Raw genomic sequence first — 21,140 nt, 5'->3', positions numbered from 1 at the left:
GAGGAAACGAGGTCGGATGATGCGTACGCGTCCGCTGAAGGTGGCGCTGCTGGGCTGTGGAGTGGTCGGCTCAGAGGTGGCGCGCATCATGACGACGCACGCCGACGACCTCGCCGCCCGCATCGGAGCCCCGGTGGAGCTGGCGGGAGTCGCTGTACGGCGGCCCTCCAAGGTCCGTGAGGGCATCCCCGCCGAGCTGATCACCACCGACGCCACCGCCCTCGTCAAACGCGGCGACATTGATGTCGTCGTCGAGGTGATCGGCGGGATCGAGCCCGCCCGGAGCCTCATCACCACCGCCTTCGAGCACGGTGCCTCCGTCGTCTCCGCCAACAAGGCCCTCCTCGCCCAGGACGGCGCCGACCTGCACGCCGCGGCGGAGGCGAACAACAAGGACCTCTACTACGAGGCCGCCGTCGCCGGCGCCATCCCGCTGATCCGCCCGCTGCGCGAGTCCCTCGCCGGCGACAAGGTCAACCGCGTGCTCGGGATCGTCAACGGCACGACCAACTTCATCCTCGACAAGATGGACTCGACCGGGGCCGGCTATCAGGAGGCCCTCGACGAGGCCACCGCCCTGGGATACGCCGAGGCCGACCCGACCGCCGACGTCGAGGGCTTCGACGCCGCCGCCAAGGCCGCCATCCTCGCCGGAATCGCCTTCCACACGCGCGTGCGCCTCGACGACGTGTACCGCGAGGGCATGACCGAGGTCACCGCCACCGACTTCGCCGCCGCCAAGCAGATCGGCTGCACCATCAAGCTCCTCGCCATCTGCGAGCGGGCCGCGGACGGCGGCTCGGTCACCGCGCGCGTGCACCCCGCGATGATCCCGCTCACCCACCCGCTCGCCTCCGTGCGCGGCGCGTACAACGCCGTGTTCGTCGAGTCGGACGCCGCCGGGCAGTTGATGTTCTACGGCCCCGGCGCCGGCGGCGCCCCGACCGCCTCCGCCGTCCTCGGCGACCTCGTCGCCGTCTGCCGCAACCGGATCAACGGCGCTACCGGGCCCGGCGAGTCGGCGTACGCCGCACTGCCCGTGTCGCCCATGGGCGAGGTCGTCACGCGCTACCACATCAGCCTCGACGTCGCCGACAAACCGGGTGTTCTCGCCCAGGTGGCCACCGTGTTCGCCGAGCACGGTGTCTCGATCGATACGGTTCGGCAGCAGGGGAAGGACGGCGAGGCCTCTCTCGTCGTCGTCACCCACCGTGCGTCCGACGCGGCCCTCGTTGGCACCGTCGAGGCGCTGCGCAAGCTCGACACCGTGCGGGGTGTCGCCAGCATCATGCGGGTTGAAGGAGAGTAACCAGCAATGACCCACCAGTGGCGCGGCATCATCGAGGAGTACCGGGACCGTCTCCCGGTGTCCGACACCACGCCGGTCGTGACGCTCCGCGAGGGCGGCACGCCCCTCGTGCCCGCGCAGGTGCTCTCCGAGCGCACCGGCTGCGAGGTCCACCTCAAGGTGGAGGGCGCGAACCCCACCGGGTCCTTCAAGGACCGCGGTATGACCATGGCCATCAGCAAGGCCAAGGAGGAGGGCGCGAAGGCCGTCATCTGCGCCTCCACGGGCAATACGTCCGCCTCCGCGGCCGCGTACGCCGTACGGGCGGGGATGGTTTCGGCCGTCCTCGTGCCGCAGGGCAAGATCGCGCTCGGCAAGATGGGCCAGGCGCTCGTCCACGGCGCGAAGATCCTCCAGGTCGACGGCAACTTCGACGACTGCTTGACGCTCGCTCGAGCCCTGAGCGAGAACTACCCGGTGGCGCTGGTCAATTCGGTCAACCCGGTACGGATCGAGGGGCAGAAGACGGCCGCGTTCGAGATCGTGGACATGCTGGGCGACGCCCCCGACATCCACGTCCTGCCGGTGGGCAACGCGGGCAACATCACCGCGTACTGGAAGGGCTACAAGGAGTACGCCGCCGACGGTGTCTCGCAGCAGACCCCGCGCATGTGGGGCTTCCAGGCCTCCGGCTCCGCGCCCATCGTGCGCGGCGAGATCGTCAAGGACCCCTCGACCATCGCCACCGCGATCCGTATCGGCAACCCCGCGTCCTGGCAGTACGCCCTGGCCGCGCGGGACGAGTCGGGCGGGTTCATCGACGAGGTGACGGACCGTGAAATCCTGCGCGCCTACCGGCTGTTGGCCGCTCAGGAGGGCGTTTTCGTCGAGCCGGCCTCCGCCGCGTCCGTGGCCGGCCTGCTGAAGGCGGCCGAGCAGGGCAAGGTCGACCCGGGGCAGACGATCGTCTGCACGGTCACCGGCAACGGCCTGAAGGACCCCGACTGGGCCGTCGCCGGCGCCCCGCAGCCCGTCACCGTCCCGGTCGACGCGGCGACGGCGGCCGAGCGCCTCGGTCTCGCCTGATCAGCGGCCGGAGGGGTATCCCGACAGGGGGTGCACAAGGGGCTTACGACACGCATCGTGCGCCTCCTGTGCGCCCTATGTCGCCACAGAACCTTCCTTCGATAGGCTGTACTGAACCCGCCTGCCGCATATGCCGCCCACCGGCACGGTGCCGCGCCGTCTCCGCGGTCCGACAGCGGCGTCGGAAGCGTCCGTCCGTGAGGCCGGGAGCAGCCCGCAGGGTTCCTCGTACGTCATCGAATGTCTTCGACAATCACGCAGCTCAAGGAGAGTCATCGAGCGATGGCCGGTCCAGCCTTCCGCGCCGCCGCCGTCAGGGTGCGCGTCCCCGCCACCAGCGCCAACCTCGGCCCGGGCTTCGACGCCCTCGGCCTGTCGCTGGGGCTCTATGACGACGTGGTCGTCCGGGTGGCCGACTCCGGGCTGCACATCGACATCGCGGGTGAGGGCGGCGAGACGCTGCCGCGTGACGAGAACCACCTTCTCGTACGGTCCCTGCGCACCGCCTTCGATCTGCTCGGCGGGCAGCCGCGCGGCCTGGAGATCGTCTGCGCCAACCGCATTCCGCACGGCCGTGGCCTGGGCTCCTCGTCGGCCGCCATCTGCGCCGGCATCGTCGCCGCACGCGCCGTGACCATAGGCGGGGACTCCAAACTCGACGACCCGGCCCTCCTGGAGCTCGCCACCGAGATCGAGGGCCACCCCGACAATGTGGCCGCCTGTCTGCTCGGCGGATTCACGCTCTCCTGGATGGAGGCGGGTTCCGCGCGCGCGATCAGGATGGAGCCCGCCGATTCCATCGTTCCGGTGGTTTTCGTGCCCGGTAAGCCGGTCCTCACCGAGACCGCGCGCGGCCTGCTCCCGCGCACCGTGCCGCACGTCGACGCCGCCACCAACGCGGGCCGAGCGGCCCTGCTCGTCGAGGCCCTGACCAGGCGCCCCGAGCTGCTGCTGCCCGCCACCGAGGACCGCCTCCACCAGGAGTACCGCGCGCCGGCCATGCCGGAGAGCGCGGCGCTGGTGGAGCGGCTGCGGGCCGATGGGATCCCCGCGGTGATCTCCGGAGCGGGCCCCACCGTGCTGGCGCTGGCCGATGACGACAGCGCCGACAAGGTGGCCGATCTGGCAGGCGAGGGCTGGGCCGCGAACCGGCTCGAGCTCGACGCCCAGGGAGCGAGCGTGCTGCCGCTTGCGACCTGACACACGGTTGCCGGATTTCGAGAGGGGGAATGTTTGTTGGATCCGGTAGTGTTAACCTCAAGTCTGCACCCGACCCCACCATGGCGAGGTGCTTCGTGTCCCCGTCCGGGACAGACATCCTTCCGGGAGCCTCCCAAGCCGCACTGTGTTCCGTACGACGTACGCGGGCCGTACCTCGTACGCGGGCACTGAGCGATTGGCCGGGCACGCTCCGGAATCGGTGCGACCAAGCCTTGTGACACCGACACTCAGTGCCACAGCTCCGGGAAGCGCCATCACCCATTTCCTCCGCCTCTTTGGCGGACCACCGCCCCGGCACGGTCCACACAGCAAGGACCGAAGCCGGACAGCACAACCGGTCGCCGAGCCAGACAGGCCGACGTCCGCTCCAGGGAAGGACCCTTCGTGAGCGACACCACCGATCTGATGGGCGCACGTGTCGAGGAGACCGCTGCCGCGCCCGCCACGGACGCCTCCGCGCCTGCCACCGGTGCCGGCTCCCGGCGGCGCCGCGGTACCGGCCTCGAGGGCATGGTGCTGGCCGAGCTGCAGCAGGTCGCATCCGGCCTCGGTATCAGGGGCACAGGGCGCATGCGCAAGAGCCAGCTGATCGAGGTCATCAAGGAGGCGCAGGCGGGTGGGGGTGCCCCGGCCAAGTCCGCCGAGGCAGCCACCGAGACCAAGCCCAAGCGCCGCGCCACCTCGAAGGCGCGTACCGGCGAGGACTCCGCTCCCGCCGGGAAGGCCGAGAAGAAGGCCGAGGCTCCGGCCGAGAAGGCCGTGGCCCAGCAGCAGATCGAGATTCCTGGCCAGCCGGCCGGGGGCACCGTCCGCGCCGACGCCGAGCGCGGGGCAGAGGAAGCCCCCGAGCGCCGCCGTCGCCGTGCCACCGCCGAGGCGGGCAGCCCCGAGACGGTCGCCGCCGAGGCGAAGAGCGAGCCGAAGGCCGAGACGCCCGCCCCGCAGGCGCAGGGCGACGCCAAGTCCGACGCCGACGGCGGCGAGGGCCGTCGCCGCGACCGCCGGGACCGCGGCCGTGACCGCGACCGCCGCGGCAAGGGCGACGACCAGCAGGGCCAGGGCGGCCAGCGGCAGCAGGGCCAGCAGCAGGGCGGCGGCCGTCAGGACCGCCAGCAGCGGGACAACGGCCCGCAGGACGACGACGACTTCGAGGGCGGGCGCCGTGGCCGGCGCGGGCGCTACCGCGACCGCCGTGGCCGTCGTGGCCGCGACGAGATGGGCGGCCAGGAGCCGCAGATCAACGAGGACGACGTCCTGATCCCGGTCGCGGGCATCCTCGACATCCTCGACAACTACGCCTTCATCCGTACGTCCGGGTACCTGCCCGGTCCGAACGATGTGTACGTCTCCCTCGCCCAGGTCCGTAAGAACGGCCTGCGCAAGGGCGACCACATCACCGGCGCCGTGCGTCAGCCCAAGGAAGGCGAGCGGCGCGAGAAGTTCAACGCGCTGGTGCGGCTGGACTCCGTCAACGGCATGGCGCCGGAACACGGCCGTGGCCGCCCGGAGTTCAACAAGCTCACCCCGCTCTACCCGCAGGACCGCCTCCGCCTGGAGACGGACCCCGGCATCCTCACCACCCGCATCATCGACCTCGTCGCGCCGATCGGTAAGGGCCAGCGCGGTCTGATCGTGGCCCCGCCGAAGACCGGCAAGACCATGATCATGCAGGCGATCGCCAACGCGATCACGCACAACAACCCCGAGTGCCACCTGATGGTCGTCCTGGTCGACGAGCGTCCGGAAGAGGTCACCGACATGCAGCGGTCGGTCAAGGGCGAGGTCATCTCCTCGACCTTCGACCGGCCGGCCGAGGACCACACGACGGTTGCGGAGCTGGCGATCGAGCGGGCCAAGCGGCTCGTCGAGCTCGGCCATGACGTGGTCGTGCTGCTCGACTCCATCACGCGTCTGGGCCGTGCGTACAACCTGGCCGCGCCGGCTTCCGGCCGCATCCTCTCCGGTGGTGTCGACTCGACCGCGCTGTACCCGCCGAAGCGCTTCTTCGGTGCGGCCCGGAACATCGAGGACGGCGGCTCGCTCACCATCCTCGCGACGGCTCTCGTCGACACCGGGTCCCGCATGGACGAGGTGATCTTCGAGGAGTTCAAGGGCACGGGTAACGCCGAGCTGAAGCTCGACCGGAAGCTCGCGGACAAGAGGATCTTCCCGGCGGTGGACGTGGACGCGTCCGGTACCCGTAAGGAAGAGATCCTGCTCGCCAACGACGAGCTTGCCATCGTCTGGAAGCTGCGGAGGGTGCTGCACGCCCTTGACCAGCAGCAGGCGGTGGAGCTGCTCCTCGACAAGATGAAGCAGACGAAGTCGAACGCCGAGTTCCTGATGCAGATTCAGAAGACGACGCCGACGCCGGGTAACGGCGACTGACGTCAGCCACACACAGAGGGCCACCCCCGTCACGGGGGTGGCCCTCTGCGTTGTACGGGACGGTGTACGATCACGCGGCTCGGACTGTTTTTCGAATCTGTGGTCCGAACTTCTGATCCCGAGGGGGGACTTGAGTGGGTTCATCCATGTCTGGGGGCGGTCGGCACAGACGCCGGTTGCGGATCGCTCTTCCGTTCACGGCGGCCGGTGTGGCCGCGGCCGTCGCCGCGGCGTTGCTGATGAGCTCCGCCGACGCCGCCACGGCGCTGCCGAAGCCGACGGTCAAGCCCGCCATCGCCACGGTGCCGCTCGCCGAGCTGGAGAAGCGGGTCGCCGGTGCGGTCGCCGGTGACGACACCGCGGGGGAGACGACCAGCAAGTCGTCGCTGAGCGCCGGCACCAGCAGCGGCCCCATCGACGCCAAGATCATCGGTGGGTCCACCACGACGATCACCTCGGCGCCGTGGATGGCCCAGCTCTGGTACTCCGACGAGGCCAACGACCTCGGCTTCTTCTGCGGCGGCGCCGTCGTCTCGCCGACGAAGATCCTGACCGCCGCGCACTGCGTCAAGGGCTACAACTGGGCCGCCCACGGTGCGGTGGTGACCGGGACCTCGACGATGCCCGACGACTCGGGCAACACCAACGGCACGGTCTCGCAGCCGCTGCGCCAGTGGAGCCACGCGTCGTACAGCGCGGCGACCATCGACAACGACATCGCGGTCATCACCCTGGCGACGCCGGTCAAGGCGACGCCGATCCGCATGACGACGTCCGCCGACACCGCCTCGTACGCCGCCGGCACCAATGCCAAGGTCTACGGCTGGGGTCGTACGAGCTCCACCACCCAGGACGTCTCCGACACGCTGAAGACGGCCACGCTGCCGATCCAGTCGGACACGACCTGCGCCAACTACTACGGCGCCGACTTCGTCAAGGGCCACATGGTCTGCGCGGGCAAGCCCGCCAGCGGGAGCGACAACGGTACGACGTCCGCCTGCAACGGCGACTCCGGTGGCCCGCTCGTCGTCAACAACCGCATCGTGGGTGTGGTGTCCTGGGGCGTCGTGAACTGCGTCGAGAAGGGCGCGTACAGCGTCTTCTCGAAGGTGAAGACGTACGTCGGTGCCGCCTACCCGCAGGTCGACGACGCCAACATGAGCTACACCGACGGCAGGGCCGACCTCTTCGTGCGCAACGCGTCCACGAAGACGGGCTACGAGAAGGACTCCAAGGGCACGTCGTTCGGTGCCCGGCAGAGCCTCGGCAACTGGAGCGGCGTCAACGCCGTCCTGCAGACCGACCTCGACCGGGACGGCGTCCAGGACTTGGTGTACCGCGTCGCCGCCACCGGTGACGTCTACTGGCTGCACTACGTGCGCTCCACGGAGACCTGGACCGAGAAGCAGATCTTCGACAACTGGAAGACCCGGACCCGGATCGTCACCCCGGGCGACCTGACCGGCGACTATCTGCCCGACCTGCTGTCCGTGGACTCCGGCGGCAAGCTGTGGCTCTACCCGGGCAAGGGCAACGGCTCATTCTCGGCCCGTACACAGGTCGGCTCGGGCACGGGCTGGAACCAGTACAACACCCTGCGCGGCAAGGGCGACTTCAACGCCGACGGCAAGGCCGACGTGATCGCGCGCAACCGGAGCACCGGTGCCGTCTACCTGTACAAGGGAACCGGCAAGGCCTCGAGCCCCTTCTCGGCCCGGGTCAAGGTGCGCACCTGGAGCAACACGACGTACAACGCCTTCGACGCCATCGGTGACGTCAACGGCGACAGCAAGGCCGACTTCCTGGCCCGTACGCCCGGCGGCACGCTCTACCTGTACAAGGGCACCGGAAAGGCCACGAGCGAGATCTTTGCCACAAGGGTCTCGGTCGGGACGGACTTCAAGCAGTACGACATCTTCGGCTGAAACAGCAGGTGAACGGGGTGCGTCCAGCACCCGCACGTCACGCACTGTGCCCACCGCCCCACGCGGTGGGCACAGTGCGTTGTGCAACCCTTTCCCGGGTTTCCCCGTCTGACCGGTCAGGGCGAAGATGGAGCGATACATGTCGCTTCGCCCGGGCCTGACCCTGAACACGAGGGGTAACCGACCCGACGAGAACCGAGGAGCACATGTCTGCCGAGAGCACACCGGACCCCGGCATACCGGGTGGGTCAGGGACCACGGGCCCGCGCCACCGCGCCAAGGGCCGCCGCCGCAAGCCCCGCGGCAACGGCCGCAAGGGACTGCTCGTCACGGCCTGGGTGGCCGGGGGCATCCTGGTGCTGGGCGGCACCGGCGCCGGGTACGTGTACTTCAAGCTCAACGGCAACCTCAAGAGCGTCGACATCGACCAGGCCCTCGGCACCGACCGGCCGACCAAGGCCGACAACGGCTCCGAGAACATCCTCGTCCTGGGCTCCGACACCCGCTCCGGCTCCAACCAGAAGCTCGGCGGCGGCGCCGACGACGGCAGCGCCCGCTCCGACACCGCGATGATCGTGCACGTCTACAAGGGCCACAAGAAGGCCAGCGTGGTGTCCATCCCGCGCGACACCCTCATCGACCGCCCCGAGTGCACCGACACCAACGGCGACACCCACGACGCCGCGACGGACGTCATGTTCAACTCGGCGTACACCACCGGCGGCGCGGCCTGCGCGGTGAAGACCGTCGAGTCGCTCACCGATCTGCGCATGGACCACTACCTCGAGGTCGACTTCAGCGGCTTCCAGAAGCTGATCGACGAGCTCGGCGGCGTCAAGGTCACCACCAGCAAGGCCATCAACGACCCCGACAGCCACCTGGACCTCACGGCCGGCACCCACCAGCTCACCGGCGAGCAGGCGCTCGGCCTGGTCCGCACCCGGCACGGCGTCGGCGACGGCTCCGACCTCGGCCGGATCCAGCTCCAGCAGGCCTTCATCAAGGCACTCGTCGAGCAGATCAAGGACGTCGGCCTCTTCACCAACCCGAAGAAGCTGTACGACCTCGCCGACACCGCCACCAACGCCGTCACCACCGACTCCGACCTCGGCTCGGTCAACTCCCTCATGTCCTTCGCCAATGGCCTCAAGGGCATCAGCGCGAAGAACATGAACATGGTCACGATGCCGGTCCAGTACGACCCCGCCGACGCCAACCGCGTCCTCGTCGACGACACCAAGGCCCAGCAGGTCTGGACGGCCCTGAAGAACGACAGGCCGATCCCGAAGTCGGCGACGACAGGCACGGCGACGGGCCAGGCAAAGGGCGTGGTGACCTCGTAGCGCGCTGCCGGGAATAGATCACGGTGACCCCTCGTTTTGGGGGATGGCCCCAGTCCTGGCAGACTGGTACGTCGGCCCCGGTTCACGCCTCCGCACCCCGCGGCTGCGACCCGGCGCCCTCCCGAAACTAGGAGACACCCTTGAAGCGCGACATCCACCCCGAGTACGTCGAGACCCAGGTCAGCTGCACCTGCGGCGCGTCGTTCACCACCCGCAGCACGATCTCCAGCGGAGCGATCCGCGCCGAGGTCTGCTCCGAGTGCCACCCGTTCTACACGGGCAAGCAGAAGATCCTCGACACCGGTGGCCGTGTGGCCCGCTTCGAGGCCCGCTTCGGCAAGGCTGCCGGCTCCAAGAAGTAGCGAGCCCCATTTCGCCGGTCCACGGCCGCGCCCCTCTTCGGCGCGCCGGGACCGGCGTTTTTGGTCGTCCGCCCTTCACCCACGTACGCACAACAGGAGCCAGAGATGTTCGAGGCCGTCGAGGAGCTCGTCGTCGAGCACGCCGACCTGGAGAAGAAGCTCGCCGACCCGTCGGTCCACTCCGACCAGGCCAACGCGCGCAAGCTGAACAAGCGCTACGCCGAGCTCACCCCGATCGTCGCCACGTACCGCTCCTGGAAGCAGATGGGCGGCGACATCGAGACGGCCCGTGAACTCGGCGCCGACGACCCGGAGTTCGCCGCCGAGGTGAAGGAGCTGGAGAAGCAGCGTGAGGAGCTGACGGAGAAGCTGCGGCTGCTCCTCGTTCCGCGCGACCCCAGCGACGACAAGGACGTGATCCTCGAGATCAAGGCGGGCGCGGGCGGCGACGAGTCCGCGCTGTTCGCCGGTGACCTGCTGCGGATGTATCTGCGGTACGCCGAGCGGGTCGGCTGGAAGACCGAGATCATCGACGCCACCGAGTCCGAGCTGGGCGGCTACAAGGACGTCCAGGTCGCCGTGAAGACCAAGGGCGGCCAGGGCGCCACCGAGCCGGGTCAGGGTGTCTGGGCGCGGCTGAAGTACGAGGGCGGGGTGCACCGCGTACAGCGCGTGCCGGCCACCGAGTCCCAGGGCCGTATCCACACCTCCGCGGCCGGTGTGCTGGTGACGCCCGAGGCCGAAGAGGTCGACGTCGAGATCAATCCGAACGACCTCCGGATCGACGTCTACCGCTCCTCCGGACCCGGCGGACAGTCCGTCAACACGACCGACTCCGCCGTGCGCATCACGCACATTCCCACCGGAGTGGTCGCCTCCTGCCAGAACGAGAAGAGCCAGCTGCAGAACAAGGAGCAGGCACTGCGTATCCTGCGCTCCAGGCTGCTCGCAGCGGCGCAGGAGGAGGCGGAGAGGAACGCCGCCGACGCCCGCCGCAGCCAGGTCCGCACCGTCGACCGCTCCGAGAAGATCCGCACGTACAACTTCCCGGAGAATCGCATCTCGGACCACCGCGTCGGCTTCAAGGCGTACAACCTGGACCAGGTCCTGGACGGTGAACTCGACGCGGTGATCCAGGCCTGCGTCGACGCGGACTCGGCCGCCAAGCTCGCAGCCGCGTAGAGCCGTGTAAAGGACGTACGAGAAGGACCAGTACCGGAGGACATGCGTGCAGCCATCATTTGGGGGGCGACCCTCAAGTCCCCGCAGCGTGCTGCTCGCTGAGGTAGCTCAGGCCACCCAGCGGCTGGCCGACGCCGGCGTGCCCTCGCCGCGCAACGACGCGGAGGAGCTCGCCGCGTTCGTGCACGGCGTGAAGCGGGGCGAGCTGCACACCGTCAAGGACGCCGACTTCGACGCCCGGTACTGGGAGGTCATCGCCCGCCGTGAGCAGCGCGAGCCGCTCCAGCACATCACCGGGCGGGCCTACTTCCGCTATCTCGAACTCCAAGTCGGGCCCGGGGTGTTCGTCCCGCGCCCCGAGACCGAGTCGGTCGTCGGCTGGGCCATAGACGCCGTACGCGCCATGGACGTCGTAGAGCCGCTCATCGTGGACCTGTGCACCGGCTCCGGCGCCATCGCGCTCGCCCTCGCCCAGGAGGTCCCGCGCTCCCGTGTGCACGCCGTGGAGCTGTCCGAGGACGCCCTTCAGTGGACCCGCAAGAACGTGGCGGGGTCCAGGGTCGACCTGCGTCAGGGCGACGCCCTCAGCGCCTTCCCCGACCTCGACGGCCAGGTCGATCTGGTCATCTCCAACCCGCCGTACATCCCGTTGACGGAATGGGAGTACGTCAATCCCGAGGCGAGGGACTACGATCCCGAACTCGCCCTGTTCTCCGGCGAGGACGGCCTCGACCTCATCCGCGGCCTGGAGCGGACCGCACACCGGCTCCTGCGCCCCGGCGGGGTCGTCGTCATCGAGCACGCCGACACCCAGGGCGGCCAGGTGCCGTGGATCTTCACCGAGGAGCGGGGCTGGGCCGACGCGGCCGACCACCCCGACCTCAACAACCGCCCCCGGTTCGCGACGGCCCGCAAGGCGCTGCCGTGACCGGCCCGCAGACTGTTGTCCCGAAGTACGTGAAGTACGTGTACGAGGAGGCCCGCTAGATATGGCACGGCGATACGACACCAATGACGCGACCGACCGCACCACCGGTCTGCGTGAGGCCGCGTCCGCCGTCCGCCGTGGCGAGCTCGTGGTCCTCCCCACCGACACGGTGTACGGCATCGGCGCCGACGCCTTCTCCTCGGAAGCCGTCACCGACCTGCTCGAGGCCAAGGGGCGGGGCCGCAACATGCCCACCCCGGTCCTCATCGGCTCCCCGAACACCCTGCACGGCCTCGTCACGGACTTCTCCGAGATGGCCTGGGAACTGGTCGACGCCTTCTGGCCGGGCGCGCTGACGCTGGTCGCCAAGCACCAGCCGTCCCTGCAGTGGGACTTGGGGGACACCCGGGGCACGGTCGCCGTGCGGATGCCGCTGCACCCGGTCGCCATCGAACTGCTCACCGAGGTCGGCCCCATGGCCGTGTCGTCGGCGAACCTCACCGGCCACCCGGCGCCGGAGGACTGTGACGCCGCGCAGGGCATGCTGGGCGACTCGGTGTCCGTCTACCTCGACGGCGGGCCCACGCCCGGCAACGTGCCCTCCTCCATCGTCGACGTCACCCGCGAGGTGCCGCTGCTGCTGCGTGCGGGCGCTCTCTCGGCGGAGGAGCTGCGCAAGGTCGTACCCGACCTCGAGGTGGCCAATTGACAGCCCCTGACGCGGGGCGTGGCATATGGAACGGGGAAGAGACGGGGACCTTCGGGCTTCCACTGGACAGCTTCCGCATCCTCCACGTCAGCACCGGCAACGTGTGCCGCTCGCCGATCACCGAGCGGCTGACCCGTCATGCCCTGGCGGACCGGCTCGGCGACCCGCTGTGGGGCGGGCTGATCGTGGAGAGCGCGGGCACCTGGGGCCATGAGGGCGCGCCCATGGAGGCCAACGCGGAGACCGTGCTGGCCGACTTCGGCGCGGACGCCTCCGGCTTCGTCGGGCGGGAACTGCTGGACGACCACGTGATCCGCGCCGACCTGGTGCTGACCGCCACCCGCGACCACCGGGCGCAGGTGATCTCCATGGGGCACTCCGCGGGCCTGCGCACCTTCACCCTCAAGGAGTTCACCCGCCTGGTGAAGGCGATCGACCCGGCGACGCTGCCTCCGCTGGAGGACGGCATGGTCGCCCGGGCACGCGCACTGGTCCGCGCCGCGGCAGCTCTACGCGGGTGGCTCCTGGCCCCCACGGCGGAAGCGGACGAGGTCTACGACCCCTACGGCGCCCCGCTCACGTTCTTCCGCTCCATCGGCGACGAGATAAACCAGGCGCTGGACCCGGTCGTCACCGCACTCACGGGCGTACCCGCCAGGACGTAACAACCGAGCGCCCCTGGGGTCCCGGGCCTACATTGGTGCTACGTCAGTGTCGACGCCCCGGGAGCCCACCATGACGGTCACCCATACCCTCGAGGCCGATGTGCTGCGCCGCCAGGATCCCGAACTGGCGGGGATCCTGCTCGGGGAGCTGGAACGGCAGTCGACGACGTTGCAGTTGATCGCCGCCGAGAACTTCACGTCACCGGCGGTGCTGGCGGCGCTCGGGTCGGCGCTCGCCAACAAGTACGCGGAGGGCTATCCCGGCGCCCGGCACCACGGCGGCTGCGAGATCGTCGACGTCGCCGAGCGCATCGCCGTCGACCGGGCCGAGGCGCTGTTCGGGGCCGAGCACGCCAATGTGCAGTCCCACTCCGGCTCGTCGGCCGTCCTCGCCGCGTACGCCGCCCTGCTGCGCCCCGGCGACACCGTCCTCGCCCTGGGCCTGCCGCACGGCGGCCACCTCACCCACGGCTCGCCCGCGAACTTCTCCGGCCGCTGGTTCGACTTCGTCGGCTACGGCGTGGACGCGGAGACCGGGCTCATCGACCACGACCAGGTGCGCACCCTCGCCCGTACCCATCGGCCCAAGGCGATCGTGTGCGGGTCCATCGCCTATCCGCGGCACATCGACTACGCCCTGTTCCGCGAGGTCGCCGACGAGGTGGGCGCCTATCTGATCGCCGACGCCGCGCACCCGATCGGGCTGGTCGCCGGGGGAGCGGCGCCCAATCCGGTGCCGTACGCCGATGTCGTCTGCGCCACCACGCACAAGGTGCTGCGGGGTCCGCGCGGCGGGATGATCCTGTGCGGCCACGAACTGGCCGAGCGGGTCGACCGGGCCGTGTTCCCCTTCACCCAGGGCGGCGCCCAGATGCACACCATCGCCGCCAAGGCGGTCGCCTTCGGGGAGGCCGCCACTCCCGCCTTCACCGTGTACGCCCATCAGGTCGTCGCCAATGCGAGGGTCCTCGCGGCGGGACTGGCCGCCGAGGGGTTCGTCGTCACCACGGGCGGGACGGACACCCATCTCATCACCGCCGACCCGGCGCCCCTCGGCGTCGAAGGGCGCACCGCCCGGGGCCGGCTCGCCGCCGCCGGGATGGTCATGGACTGCTGTGCGCTGCCGCACGGCGACGCCCGTGGCCTGCGGCTGGGCACGGCGGCGGTGACCACTCAAGGCATGGGGGAGGAGGAGATGGGACATCTCGCCGCCCTGCTCGCAGGGGTGCTGCGCGGCGAGGTCGAGAGCCAGCAGGCACGTGAAGAAGTGCGGGAGCTGGCCGGTAGATTTCCGCCGTATCCCGGCTGAGCGGGGGTAGGCGCAACCGAGTGCACAGCCACGCGTGCAACCATCGTCGCTACCCGGTAGTCCCCACACATATGCGTTCCGTATGAGACCGTCGCTAGGGTGTGGGGCTGAGATGGCCAGCGAGACCTGTGGGGAAGCCCGTGCGTGAATACCTGCTGACGCTCTGCATCACGGCCGCGGTGACGTACCTGCTGACAGGGCCGGTACGGAAATTCGCGATCGTGGCCGGAGCGATGCCGCAGATCCGGGCACGTGACGTGCACCGGGAACCCACTCCGCGGCTCGGCGGGATCGCGATGTTCTTCGGCCTGTGCGCGGGCCTGCTGGTGGCCGACCACCTCACCAACCTGAACGAGGTCTTCGCCGAGTCCAACGAACCGCGCGCCCTGCTCTCCGGCGCGGCCCTGATCTGGCTGATCGGCGTCCTGGACGACAAGTTCGAGATCGACGCCCTGATCAAGCTGGGCGGCCAGATGATCGCCGCCGGCGTCATGGTCATGCAGGGTCTGACCATCCTGTGGCTGCCGATCCCGGGCGTCGGAAACGTCGCGCTGACCCAGTGGCAGGGCACCCTGCTGACGGTGGCGCTGGTCGTCATCACCATCAACGCGGTGAACTTCGTCGACGGCCTCGACGGCCTCGCGGCGGGCATGGTGGGCATCGCGTCGACCGCGTTCTTCCTCTACGCCTACCGGGTCTGGGTGTCGTACGGCATCGAGGCCGCCGCCCCGGCCACGCTGTTCGCGGCGATCCTGATGGGCATGTGCCTGGGCTTCCTGCCGCACAACATGCACCCCGCGCGGATCTTCATGGGCGACTCCGGCTCGATGCTCATCGGGCTGGTGCTGGCGGCGGGCGCGATCTCCATCACGGGACAGGTCGACCCGGACGCGCTGAAGCTGTTCGCGGGTTCCGAGAAGGCGGCCGTGCATCAGACGGTGCCGGTCTACATCCCGCTGCTGCTGCCGCTGACGATCATCGCGATCCCGGCCGCCGACCTGGTGCTGGCGATCGTGCGCCGTACCTGGCGCGGTCAGTCGCCGTTCGCCGCCGACCGCGGCCATCTGCACCACCGCCTGCTGGAGATCGGCCACTCGCACAGCCGCGCGGTGCTGATCATGTACTTCTGGTCGGCGCTGATCGCGTTCGGCGCACTCGCCTACTCGGTGAACTCGGCGTCGATGTGGATCGTGCTCGGCATCGTCTTCCTGAGCTTCATCGGCCTGGTCCTGCTCCTGCTGCCCCGCTTCACCCCGCGCGCCCCGCGCTGGGCGGAGGCCTTCGTGCCGCCGCGCTATCGCCGCAAGGCAGTGGGGGAGCCGGAACCGGAGGCGGCTCAGGACGAGCAGGCGGACGAGGACGAGGCGTCCGTCCCGGTCGTCGAGGAGCCCCGCACCCCGGTCGCCGCGGGCGTCTCCCGGGTCAACGGAGTCAACGGCTCGACCGCTCTCGGCGCCCGTCCGCGCTTCCTGGATCGGCGCAAGGCCGGAACGTCGCGCTGACGCTCAAGGTAAGAATCTGACTAGAGCATTGCCAACTCGTGGGGGAACGAAGCTTCCCAATACCAGACAAAGCGGTGCTGTTTCTGCACAGACGCGCAGTCTCACTCTCATGTGTGACACCCAGCACAGCCACTAGGTAAAGACCTCATCAAATAGTTTGTGATACGGTTCACGAGAACCCCGGGACACAGCCGAAGGACCGCAGTGCGACGGTCCGTTGGCGTGAAGACCACTCCCCGCCCGGGGCTACGCTCGTCCATGACGACACCCCTGCCCCCCTGCGAAAGCGGAGTTGCCGCCATGCCGTCCAATGACGTCCGGATCCTGCTCCAGGCCGCTGTGCCCACAGCTGCCGTCGGCGCGATTGCCGCCGTCGTCAGCGGTGTGGTCGCCGGTGGCGAAGGGGTGGTCGGGGCCGTCGTCGCGACGCTGGTGGTGATCCTCTTCATGGGGATCGGTCTCTACGTTCTGCAGCGCACTGCCAAATCGCTTCCGCACCTTTTCCAGGCGATGGGCCTGATGCTGTACGCGGCACAGATTCTTCTGCTGTTCATTTTCCTCGCCGCGTTCAAGAACACCACCCTGTTCAACCCCCGGGCCTTCGCCCTCACGCTCGTCGCCGGCACCCTCGCCTGGATCGCCGCGCAGACGCGTGCCCACATGAAAGCCAAGATTCTCTACGTCGAACCGGACTCGTCCGCCCCCAAGAACGGCGACAAGCCCGAAAAGACGGGGCACTCGTCGTGAGGGGTAGGGCCGGGATAAAGGCGCATGAGAGACCCTGCTATCGTCCGGTGCCAACTGCGGCATCGCGGGCGCGGGCATCTGAGCTGACGCCTGCTCACACGCAGGGCGAGATGCCCCACAGCCGCCCCCACATCCGTAACACCAGTCCCGTGCCGAACCGCGGCTGCGCGCCGCGCCGACACAACGAGGTTGCCGTACCTATGCGCCACGATGAAGGAGCCCGCGGTGAGTGCTGACCCGACGCAGGCCCTCGCCTTCGACACGAACTGCCACCTCTTCGACGGATGTGGCTTCGACACTGTCGCTCCGGGCCTGCACTCGTTCCTGTTCGAGCCGCTCATGGGCGACGCGGACGGCAACGCCTTCTACTTCAACAAGCCGATGCTGCTCGCCCTGCTGGGTTCGATCATCGTGGTGGGCTTCTTCTGGGCCGCGTTCGCCCGGCCGAAGGTCGTGCCCGGCAAGCTGCAGATGGTCGCCGAAGCCGGCTACGACTTCGTACGCCGCGGCATCGTCTACGAGACGATCGGCAAGAAGGAGGGCGAGAAGTACGTTCCGCTCGCCGTCTCCCTCTTCTTCTTCATCTGGATGATGAACCTCTGGTCGATCGTCCCGGTCGCCGCCTTCCCGGTGACGTCGATCATCGCCTACCCGCTGATCCTGGCCCTGATCGTCTACGTCCTGTGGGTCTCGCTGACCTTCAAGCGGCACGGCTTCGTCGGAGCCTTCAAGAACTTCTCCGGCTACGACAAATCGCTGGGCGCGGTGCTCCCGCTGTCCATGACCATCGAGCTCGCCTCGAACCTGCTGGTCCGGCCGTTCACGCACGCGGTGCGACTCTTCGCGAACATGTTCGCCGGCCACACCCTGCTGCTGCTCTTCACGATCGCCAGCTGGTACATGCTCAACGGCATCGGTATCGCCTACTCAGGCGTCTCGTTTGTGATGGTCATCGTGATGACCGCATTCGAGCTCTTCATCCAGGCGGTTCAGGCGTACGTCTTCGTCCTCCTGACCTGCACCTTCATCCAGGGCGCGCTCGCCGAGCACCACTGAGCACCGCCCCGCAACGCCCCCATAGCCGTCCGGTGGCCAACCCCCACCGGTCCGTAAAGAGAAGGAAGAACTGGCATGTCCAACATTGCTGCTGTCACCGGTGACCTCGGTTCCGTCGGTTACGGTCTTGCGGCCATCGGCCCCGGCGTCGGCGTTGGCATCATCTTCGGTAACGGCACCCAGGCCCTCGCCCGCCAGCCCGAGGCGGCCGGCCTGATCCGCGCCAACCAGATCCTCGGCTTCGCCTTCTGTGAGGCGCTCGCCCTGATCGGTCTCGTCATGCCGTTCGTCTACTAAGACGAGCCCTGACGACCGACCCTTTCGACGAAAGGCACTGATGTGACGACCACATCCGCCCTGGTCTTCCTGGCGGCTGAGGGTGAGAAGGAAAACCCTCTCATTCCGCCGTGGCCGGAAGTTGTCATCGGCCTGATCGCCTTCGTCATCGTCTTCGGCTTCCTCGCCAAGAAGCTCCTCCCGACCATCAACAAGGTTCTGGAAGAGCGTCGCGAGGCCATCGAGGGCGGTATCGAAAAGGCCGAGGCCGCGCAGACCGAGGCCCAGAGCGTCCTTGAGCAGTACAAGGCCCAGCTCGCCGAGGCCCGGCACGAGGCCGCGCGACTGCGCCAGGAGGCGCAGGAGCAGGGCGCCACGCTCATCGCCGAGATGCGCGCGGAGGGCCAGCGGCAGCGTGAGGAGATCATCGCCGCCGGTCACGCCCAGATCGAGGCCGACCGCAAGGCCGCCTCGTCGGCGCTGCGCCAGGACGTCGGCAAGATCGCCACCGACCTGGCCGGCAAGCTCGTCGGCGAGTCCCTCGAGGACCACGCCCGGCAGAGCCGTGTGATCGACCGCTTCCTCGACGAGCTCGACGAGAAGGCCGAGGCCACCCGATGAACGGAGCGAGCCGCGAGGCCCTGGCAGCCGCACGCGAGCGTCTCGACGCGCTGACGGACAACACGTCCGTGGACGCCGGCTCGCTCGCCGACGAGCTGGCCTCCCTCACCGCGCTGCTGCACCGCGAGGTGTCGCTGCGTCGGGTCCTGACCGACCCGGCGCAGTCCGGCGAGGCCAAGGCCGACCTGGCCCAGCGCCTCATCGGCGGTCAGGTCAGCGGCGAGGCCGCCGACCTGCTGTCCGGCATGGTGCGCTCCCGCTGGTCGCAGTCGCGCGACCTGGTGGACGCACTGGAGCAGCTGGCCAACATCGCCGACTTCACCGCAGCCCAGAAGGCGGGCACGCTCGACGACGTCGAGGACGAGCTGTTCCGGTTCGGCCGGATCATCTCCTCCAACACCGAGCTGCGCGCCGCGCTCACCAACCGGTCCGCGACGACCTCCGCCAAGAGCGAGCTGCTGCGCAGCCTGCTCGGTGGCCGGTCCACCGCGACCACCGAGCGTCTGGTGACGCGCCTTGTGACCGTGCCGCGGGGACGTAGCCTGGAAGCGGGACTTGAGTCCCTGTCCAAGCTCGCCGCCGAGCGCCGCGACCGGATGGTGGCCGTGGTCACCTCGGCGGTACCGCTGAGCGACGGGCAGAAGCAGCGCCTGGGCGCCGCCCTGGCGAAGCTCTACGGCCGTCCGATGCACCTCAACCTGGACGTGGACCCCGAGGTCCTCGGCGGGATCCGGGTGCAGGTCGGTGACGAGGTCATCAACGGCTCGATCGCGGACCGCATCGAGGACGCCGGCCGCCGCCTGGCGAGCTAGCAGCAACTTCATAAGCAGTACGTGTACCTACGGCCCGGTTGGGCCGTGCAGAGGATTCCTGGGGGTCGCCCCCAGACCCCCAAAGTGAAACTTCGGGCCCAACAAGGAGAGCAGGGAACCCAGATGGCGGAGCTCACGATCCGGCCGGAGGAGATCCGGGACGCGCTGGAGACGTTTGTCCAGTCGTACAAGCCGGACGCGGCCTCGCGCGAGGAGGTCGGTACGGTCACCCTTGCCGGCGACGGCATCGCGAAGGTCGAGGGTCTTCCCTCGGCCATGGCCAACGAACTGCTGAAGTTCGAGGACGGCACCCTCGGCCTCGCGCTCAACCTGGAAGAGCGCGAGATCGGCGCCATCGTCCTCGGTGAGTTCAGCGGCATCGAGGAGGGGCAGCCGGTGCAGCGCACCGGTGAGGTGCTCTCCGTGGCTGTCGGCGAGGGCTACCTCGGCCGCGTCGTCGACCCGCTCGGCACCCCGATCGACGGCCTCGGCGAGATCGAGACCGACAGCCGCCGCGCCCTCGAGCTGCAGGCCCCGGGCGTCATGGTCCGTAAGTCGGTGCACGAGCCGATGGAGACCGGCTACAAGGCCGTCGACACGATGACCCCGATCGGCCGTGGTCAGCGTCAGCTGATCATCGGTGACCGCCAGACCGGCAAGACTGCCCTGGCCGTCGACACGATCATCAACCAGCGCGACAACTGGCGCTCCGGCGACCCGAACAAGCAGGTCCGCTGCGTCTACGTCGCCATCGGTCAGAAGGGCTCGACCATCGCCTCCGTGCGTGGTGCCCTCGAAGAGGCCGGCGCCCTGGAGTACACGACCATCGTCGCCGCCCCGGCGTCCGACCCGGCCGGCTTCAAGTACCTGGCGCCGTACACCGGTTCGGCCATCGGCCAGCACTGGATGTACCAGGGCAAGCACGTCCTGATCATCTTCGACGACCTCTCCAAGCAGGCCGACGCCTACCGCGCCGTGTCCCTGCTGCTGCGCCGCCCGCCGGGCCGTGAGGCCTACCCGGGTGACGTCTTCTACCTGCACTCCCGTCTGCTGGAGCGCTGCGCCAAGCTCTCCGACGACATGGGCGCCGGCTCGATGACCGGTCTGCCGATCGTCGAGACCAAGGCCAACGACGTCTCGGCGTTCATCCCGACCAACGTCATCTCCATCACCGACGGCCAGTGCTTCCTGGAGTCCGACCTGTTCAACGCCGGTCAGCGTCCGGCCCTGAACGTCGGTATCTCGGTCTCCCGAGTCGGTGGCTCCGCCCAGCACAAGGCCATCCGGCAGGTCTCCGGCCGTCTGCGCGTGGACCTCGCCCAGTTCCGTGAGCTGGAGGCGTTCGCCGCCTTCGGTTCCGACCTGGACGCCGCGTCGAAGGCGCAGCTGGAGCGCGGTCAGCGCATGGTCGAGTTGCTCAAGCAGCCGCAGTACCAGCCGATGTCCACCGAGGACCAGGTCGTCTCCATCTGGGCCGGCACCACCGGCAAGATGGACGAGGTGCCGGTGAACGACATCCGCCGCTTCGAGAAGGAGCTGCTGGAGTACCTGCACCGCAAGGAGCAGGGCCTCCTCACCTCCATCCGCGAGGGCGGCAAGATGTCCGACGACACGCTGCAGGCCATGGCCGACGCGGTCGCCGAGTTCAAGAAGCAGTTCGAGACCTCGGACGGCAAGCTGCTCGGCGAGGAATCGGCCGTCAGCGTCTCCAAGTGACGTA

Annotated in this window: 19 protein-coding genes; all 19 read left to right on the top strand. The window is 69.0% G+C overall.

Annotated elements, in window-relative coordinates:
- Nucleotides 1–16: 16 nt before the first annotated feature.
- The 19 genes from ACTWQO_RS06660 (at nucleotide 17) to atpA (ending at nucleotide 21,136) form a co-directional block, all read left to right on the top strand.
- Nucleotides 17–1,309: a homoserine dehydrogenase gene (locus ACTWQO_RS06660; protein ID WP_443236280.1), complete on the top strand. Its 1,293-nt coding sequence runs from the start codon at nucleotides 17–19 to the stop codon at nucleotides 1,307–1,309.
- A gap of 6 nt (nucleotides 1,310–1,315) precedes the next feature.
- Nucleotides 1,316–2,374, top strand: coding sequence for a threonine synthase (gene thrC / locus ACTWQO_RS06655; protein WP_443236279.1), 1,059 nt, complete (start codon nucleotides 1,316–1,318; stop codon nucleotides 2,372–2,374).
- A gap of 282 nt (nucleotides 2,375–2,656) precedes the next feature.
- A complete protein-coding gene (thrB, locus tag ACTWQO_RS06650) occupies nucleotides 2,657–3,574 on the top strand; it encodes a homoserine kinase (RefSeq protein ID WP_210572561.1) in 918 nt (305 codons plus the stop codon).
- Between the two features lie 405 nt (nucleotides 3,575–3,979).
- On the top strand, nucleotides 3,980–5,983 hold the full coding sequence (gene rho / locus ACTWQO_RS06645; protein ID WP_443236278.1) for a transcription termination factor Rho: 2,004 nt from the start codon (nucleotides 3,980–3,982) through the stop codon (nucleotides 5,981–5,983).
- 146 nt (nucleotides 5,984–6,129) lie between these two features.
- Nucleotides 6,130–7,908, top strand: a complete 1,779-nt coding sequence (locus tag ACTWQO_RS06640) for a trypsin-like serine protease (protein ID WP_443236277.1) — start codon at nucleotides 6,130–6,132, stop codon at nucleotides 7,906–7,908.
- A gap of 206 nt (nucleotides 7,909–8,114) precedes the next feature.
- Complete coding sequence (locus ACTWQO_RS06635; protein ID WP_443236276.1) at nucleotides 8,115–9,251, top strand: LCP family protein; 1,137 nt, start codon at nucleotides 8,115–8,117, stop codon at nucleotides 9,249–9,251.
- Between the two features lie 140 nt (nucleotides 9,252–9,391).
- The gene (rpmE, locus tag ACTWQO_RS06630; RefSeq protein ID WP_145867232.1) at nucleotides 9,392–9,613 is read left to right on the top strand and encodes a 50S ribosomal protein L31; all 222 of its coding nucleotides are present in this window, start codon (nucleotides 9,392–9,394) and stop codon (nucleotides 9,611–9,613) included.
- Between the two features lie 105 nt (nucleotides 9,614–9,718).
- Nucleotides 9,719–10,795, top strand: a complete 1,077-nt coding sequence (gene prfA, locus ACTWQO_RS06625) for a peptide chain release factor 1 (RefSeq protein ID WP_443236275.1) — start codon at nucleotides 9,719–9,721, stop codon at nucleotides 10,793–10,795.
- Between the two features lie 88 nt (nucleotides 10,796–10,883).
- The gene (gene prmC / locus ACTWQO_RS06620) at nucleotides 10,884–11,723 is read left to right on the top strand and encodes a peptide chain release factor N(5)-glutamine methyltransferase (protein WP_443236274.1); all 840 of its coding nucleotides are present in this window, start codon (nucleotides 10,884–10,886) and stop codon (nucleotides 11,721–11,723) included.
- A 61-nt stretch (nucleotides 11,724–11,784) separates the two neighbouring features.
- Complete coding sequence (locus ACTWQO_RS06615; protein WP_301984300.1) at nucleotides 11,785–12,432, top strand: L-threonylcarbamoyladenylate synthase; 648 nt, start codon at nucleotides 11,785–11,787, stop codon at nucleotides 12,430–12,432.
- A complete protein-coding gene (locus ACTWQO_RS06610; RefSeq protein WP_443236273.1) occupies nucleotides 12,429–13,097 on the top strand; it encodes an arsenate reductase/protein-tyrosine-phosphatase family protein in 669 nt (222 codons plus the stop codon). The genes ACTWQO_RS06615 and ACTWQO_RS06610 overlap by 4 nt, the downstream gene beginning before the upstream one ends.
- Before the next feature lie 70 nt (nucleotides 13,098–13,167).
- Complete coding sequence (gene glyA / locus ACTWQO_RS06605; protein WP_443236272.1) at nucleotides 13,168–14,406, top strand: serine hydroxymethyltransferase; 1,239 nt, start codon at nucleotides 13,168–13,170, stop codon at nucleotides 14,404–14,406.
- Between the two features lie 140 nt (nucleotides 14,407–14,546).
- Nucleotides 14,547–15,908, top strand: a complete 1,362-nt coding sequence (locus tag ACTWQO_RS06600; RefSeq protein WP_443236271.1) for an MraY family glycosyltransferase — start codon at nucleotides 14,547–14,549, stop codon at nucleotides 15,906–15,908.
- Between the two features lie 300 nt (nucleotides 15,909–16,208).
- The gene (locus ACTWQO_RS06595; RefSeq protein ID WP_443236270.1) at nucleotides 16,209–16,655 is read left to right on the top strand and encodes a hypothetical protein; all 447 of its coding nucleotides are present in this window, start codon (nucleotides 16,209–16,211) and stop codon (nucleotides 16,653–16,655) included.
- Nucleotides 16,656–16,865: 210 nt separating this feature from the next.
- Complete coding sequence (atpB, locus tag ACTWQO_RS06590) at nucleotides 16,866–17,711, top strand: F0F1 ATP synthase subunit A (RefSeq protein WP_443236269.1); 846 nt, start codon at nucleotides 16,866–16,868, stop codon at nucleotides 17,709–17,711.
- Nucleotides 17,712–17,786: 75 nt separating this feature from the next.
- Nucleotides 17,787–18,008, top strand: coding sequence for an ATP synthase F0 subunit C (gene atpE / locus ACTWQO_RS06585; RefSeq protein WP_301984305.1), 222 nt, complete (start codon nucleotides 17,787–17,789; stop codon nucleotides 18,006–18,008).
- A 42-nt stretch (nucleotides 18,009–18,050) separates the two neighbouring features.
- Nucleotides 18,051–18,608: a F0F1 ATP synthase subunit B gene (locus tag ACTWQO_RS06580; protein WP_301984306.1), complete on the top strand. Its 558-nt coding sequence runs from the start codon at nucleotides 18,051–18,053 to the stop codon at nucleotides 18,606–18,608.
- Nucleotides 18,605–19,420, top strand: coding sequence for a F0F1 ATP synthase subunit delta (locus ACTWQO_RS06575; protein WP_443236268.1), 816 nt, complete (start codon nucleotides 18,605–18,607; stop codon nucleotides 19,418–19,420). The genes ACTWQO_RS06580 and ACTWQO_RS06575 overlap by 4 nt, the downstream gene beginning before the upstream one ends.
- Nucleotides 19,421–19,543: 123 nt before the next feature.
- A complete protein-coding gene (gene atpA, locus ACTWQO_RS06570; RefSeq protein WP_443236267.1) occupies nucleotides 19,544–21,136 on the top strand; it encodes a F0F1 ATP synthase subunit alpha in 1,593 nt (530 codons plus the stop codon).
- Nucleotides 21,137–21,140: the final 4 nt, after the last annotated feature.

The organism is Streptomyces sp. 4N124 (assembly GCF_052245395.1).
Taxonomy (GTDB): Bacteria; Actinomycetota; Actinomycetes; order Streptomycetales; family Streptomycetaceae; genus Streptomyces.
The sequence above is the reverse complement of the archived record's forward strand: the minus strand, read 5'-3'. Positions and strand labels throughout refer to the sequence as shown.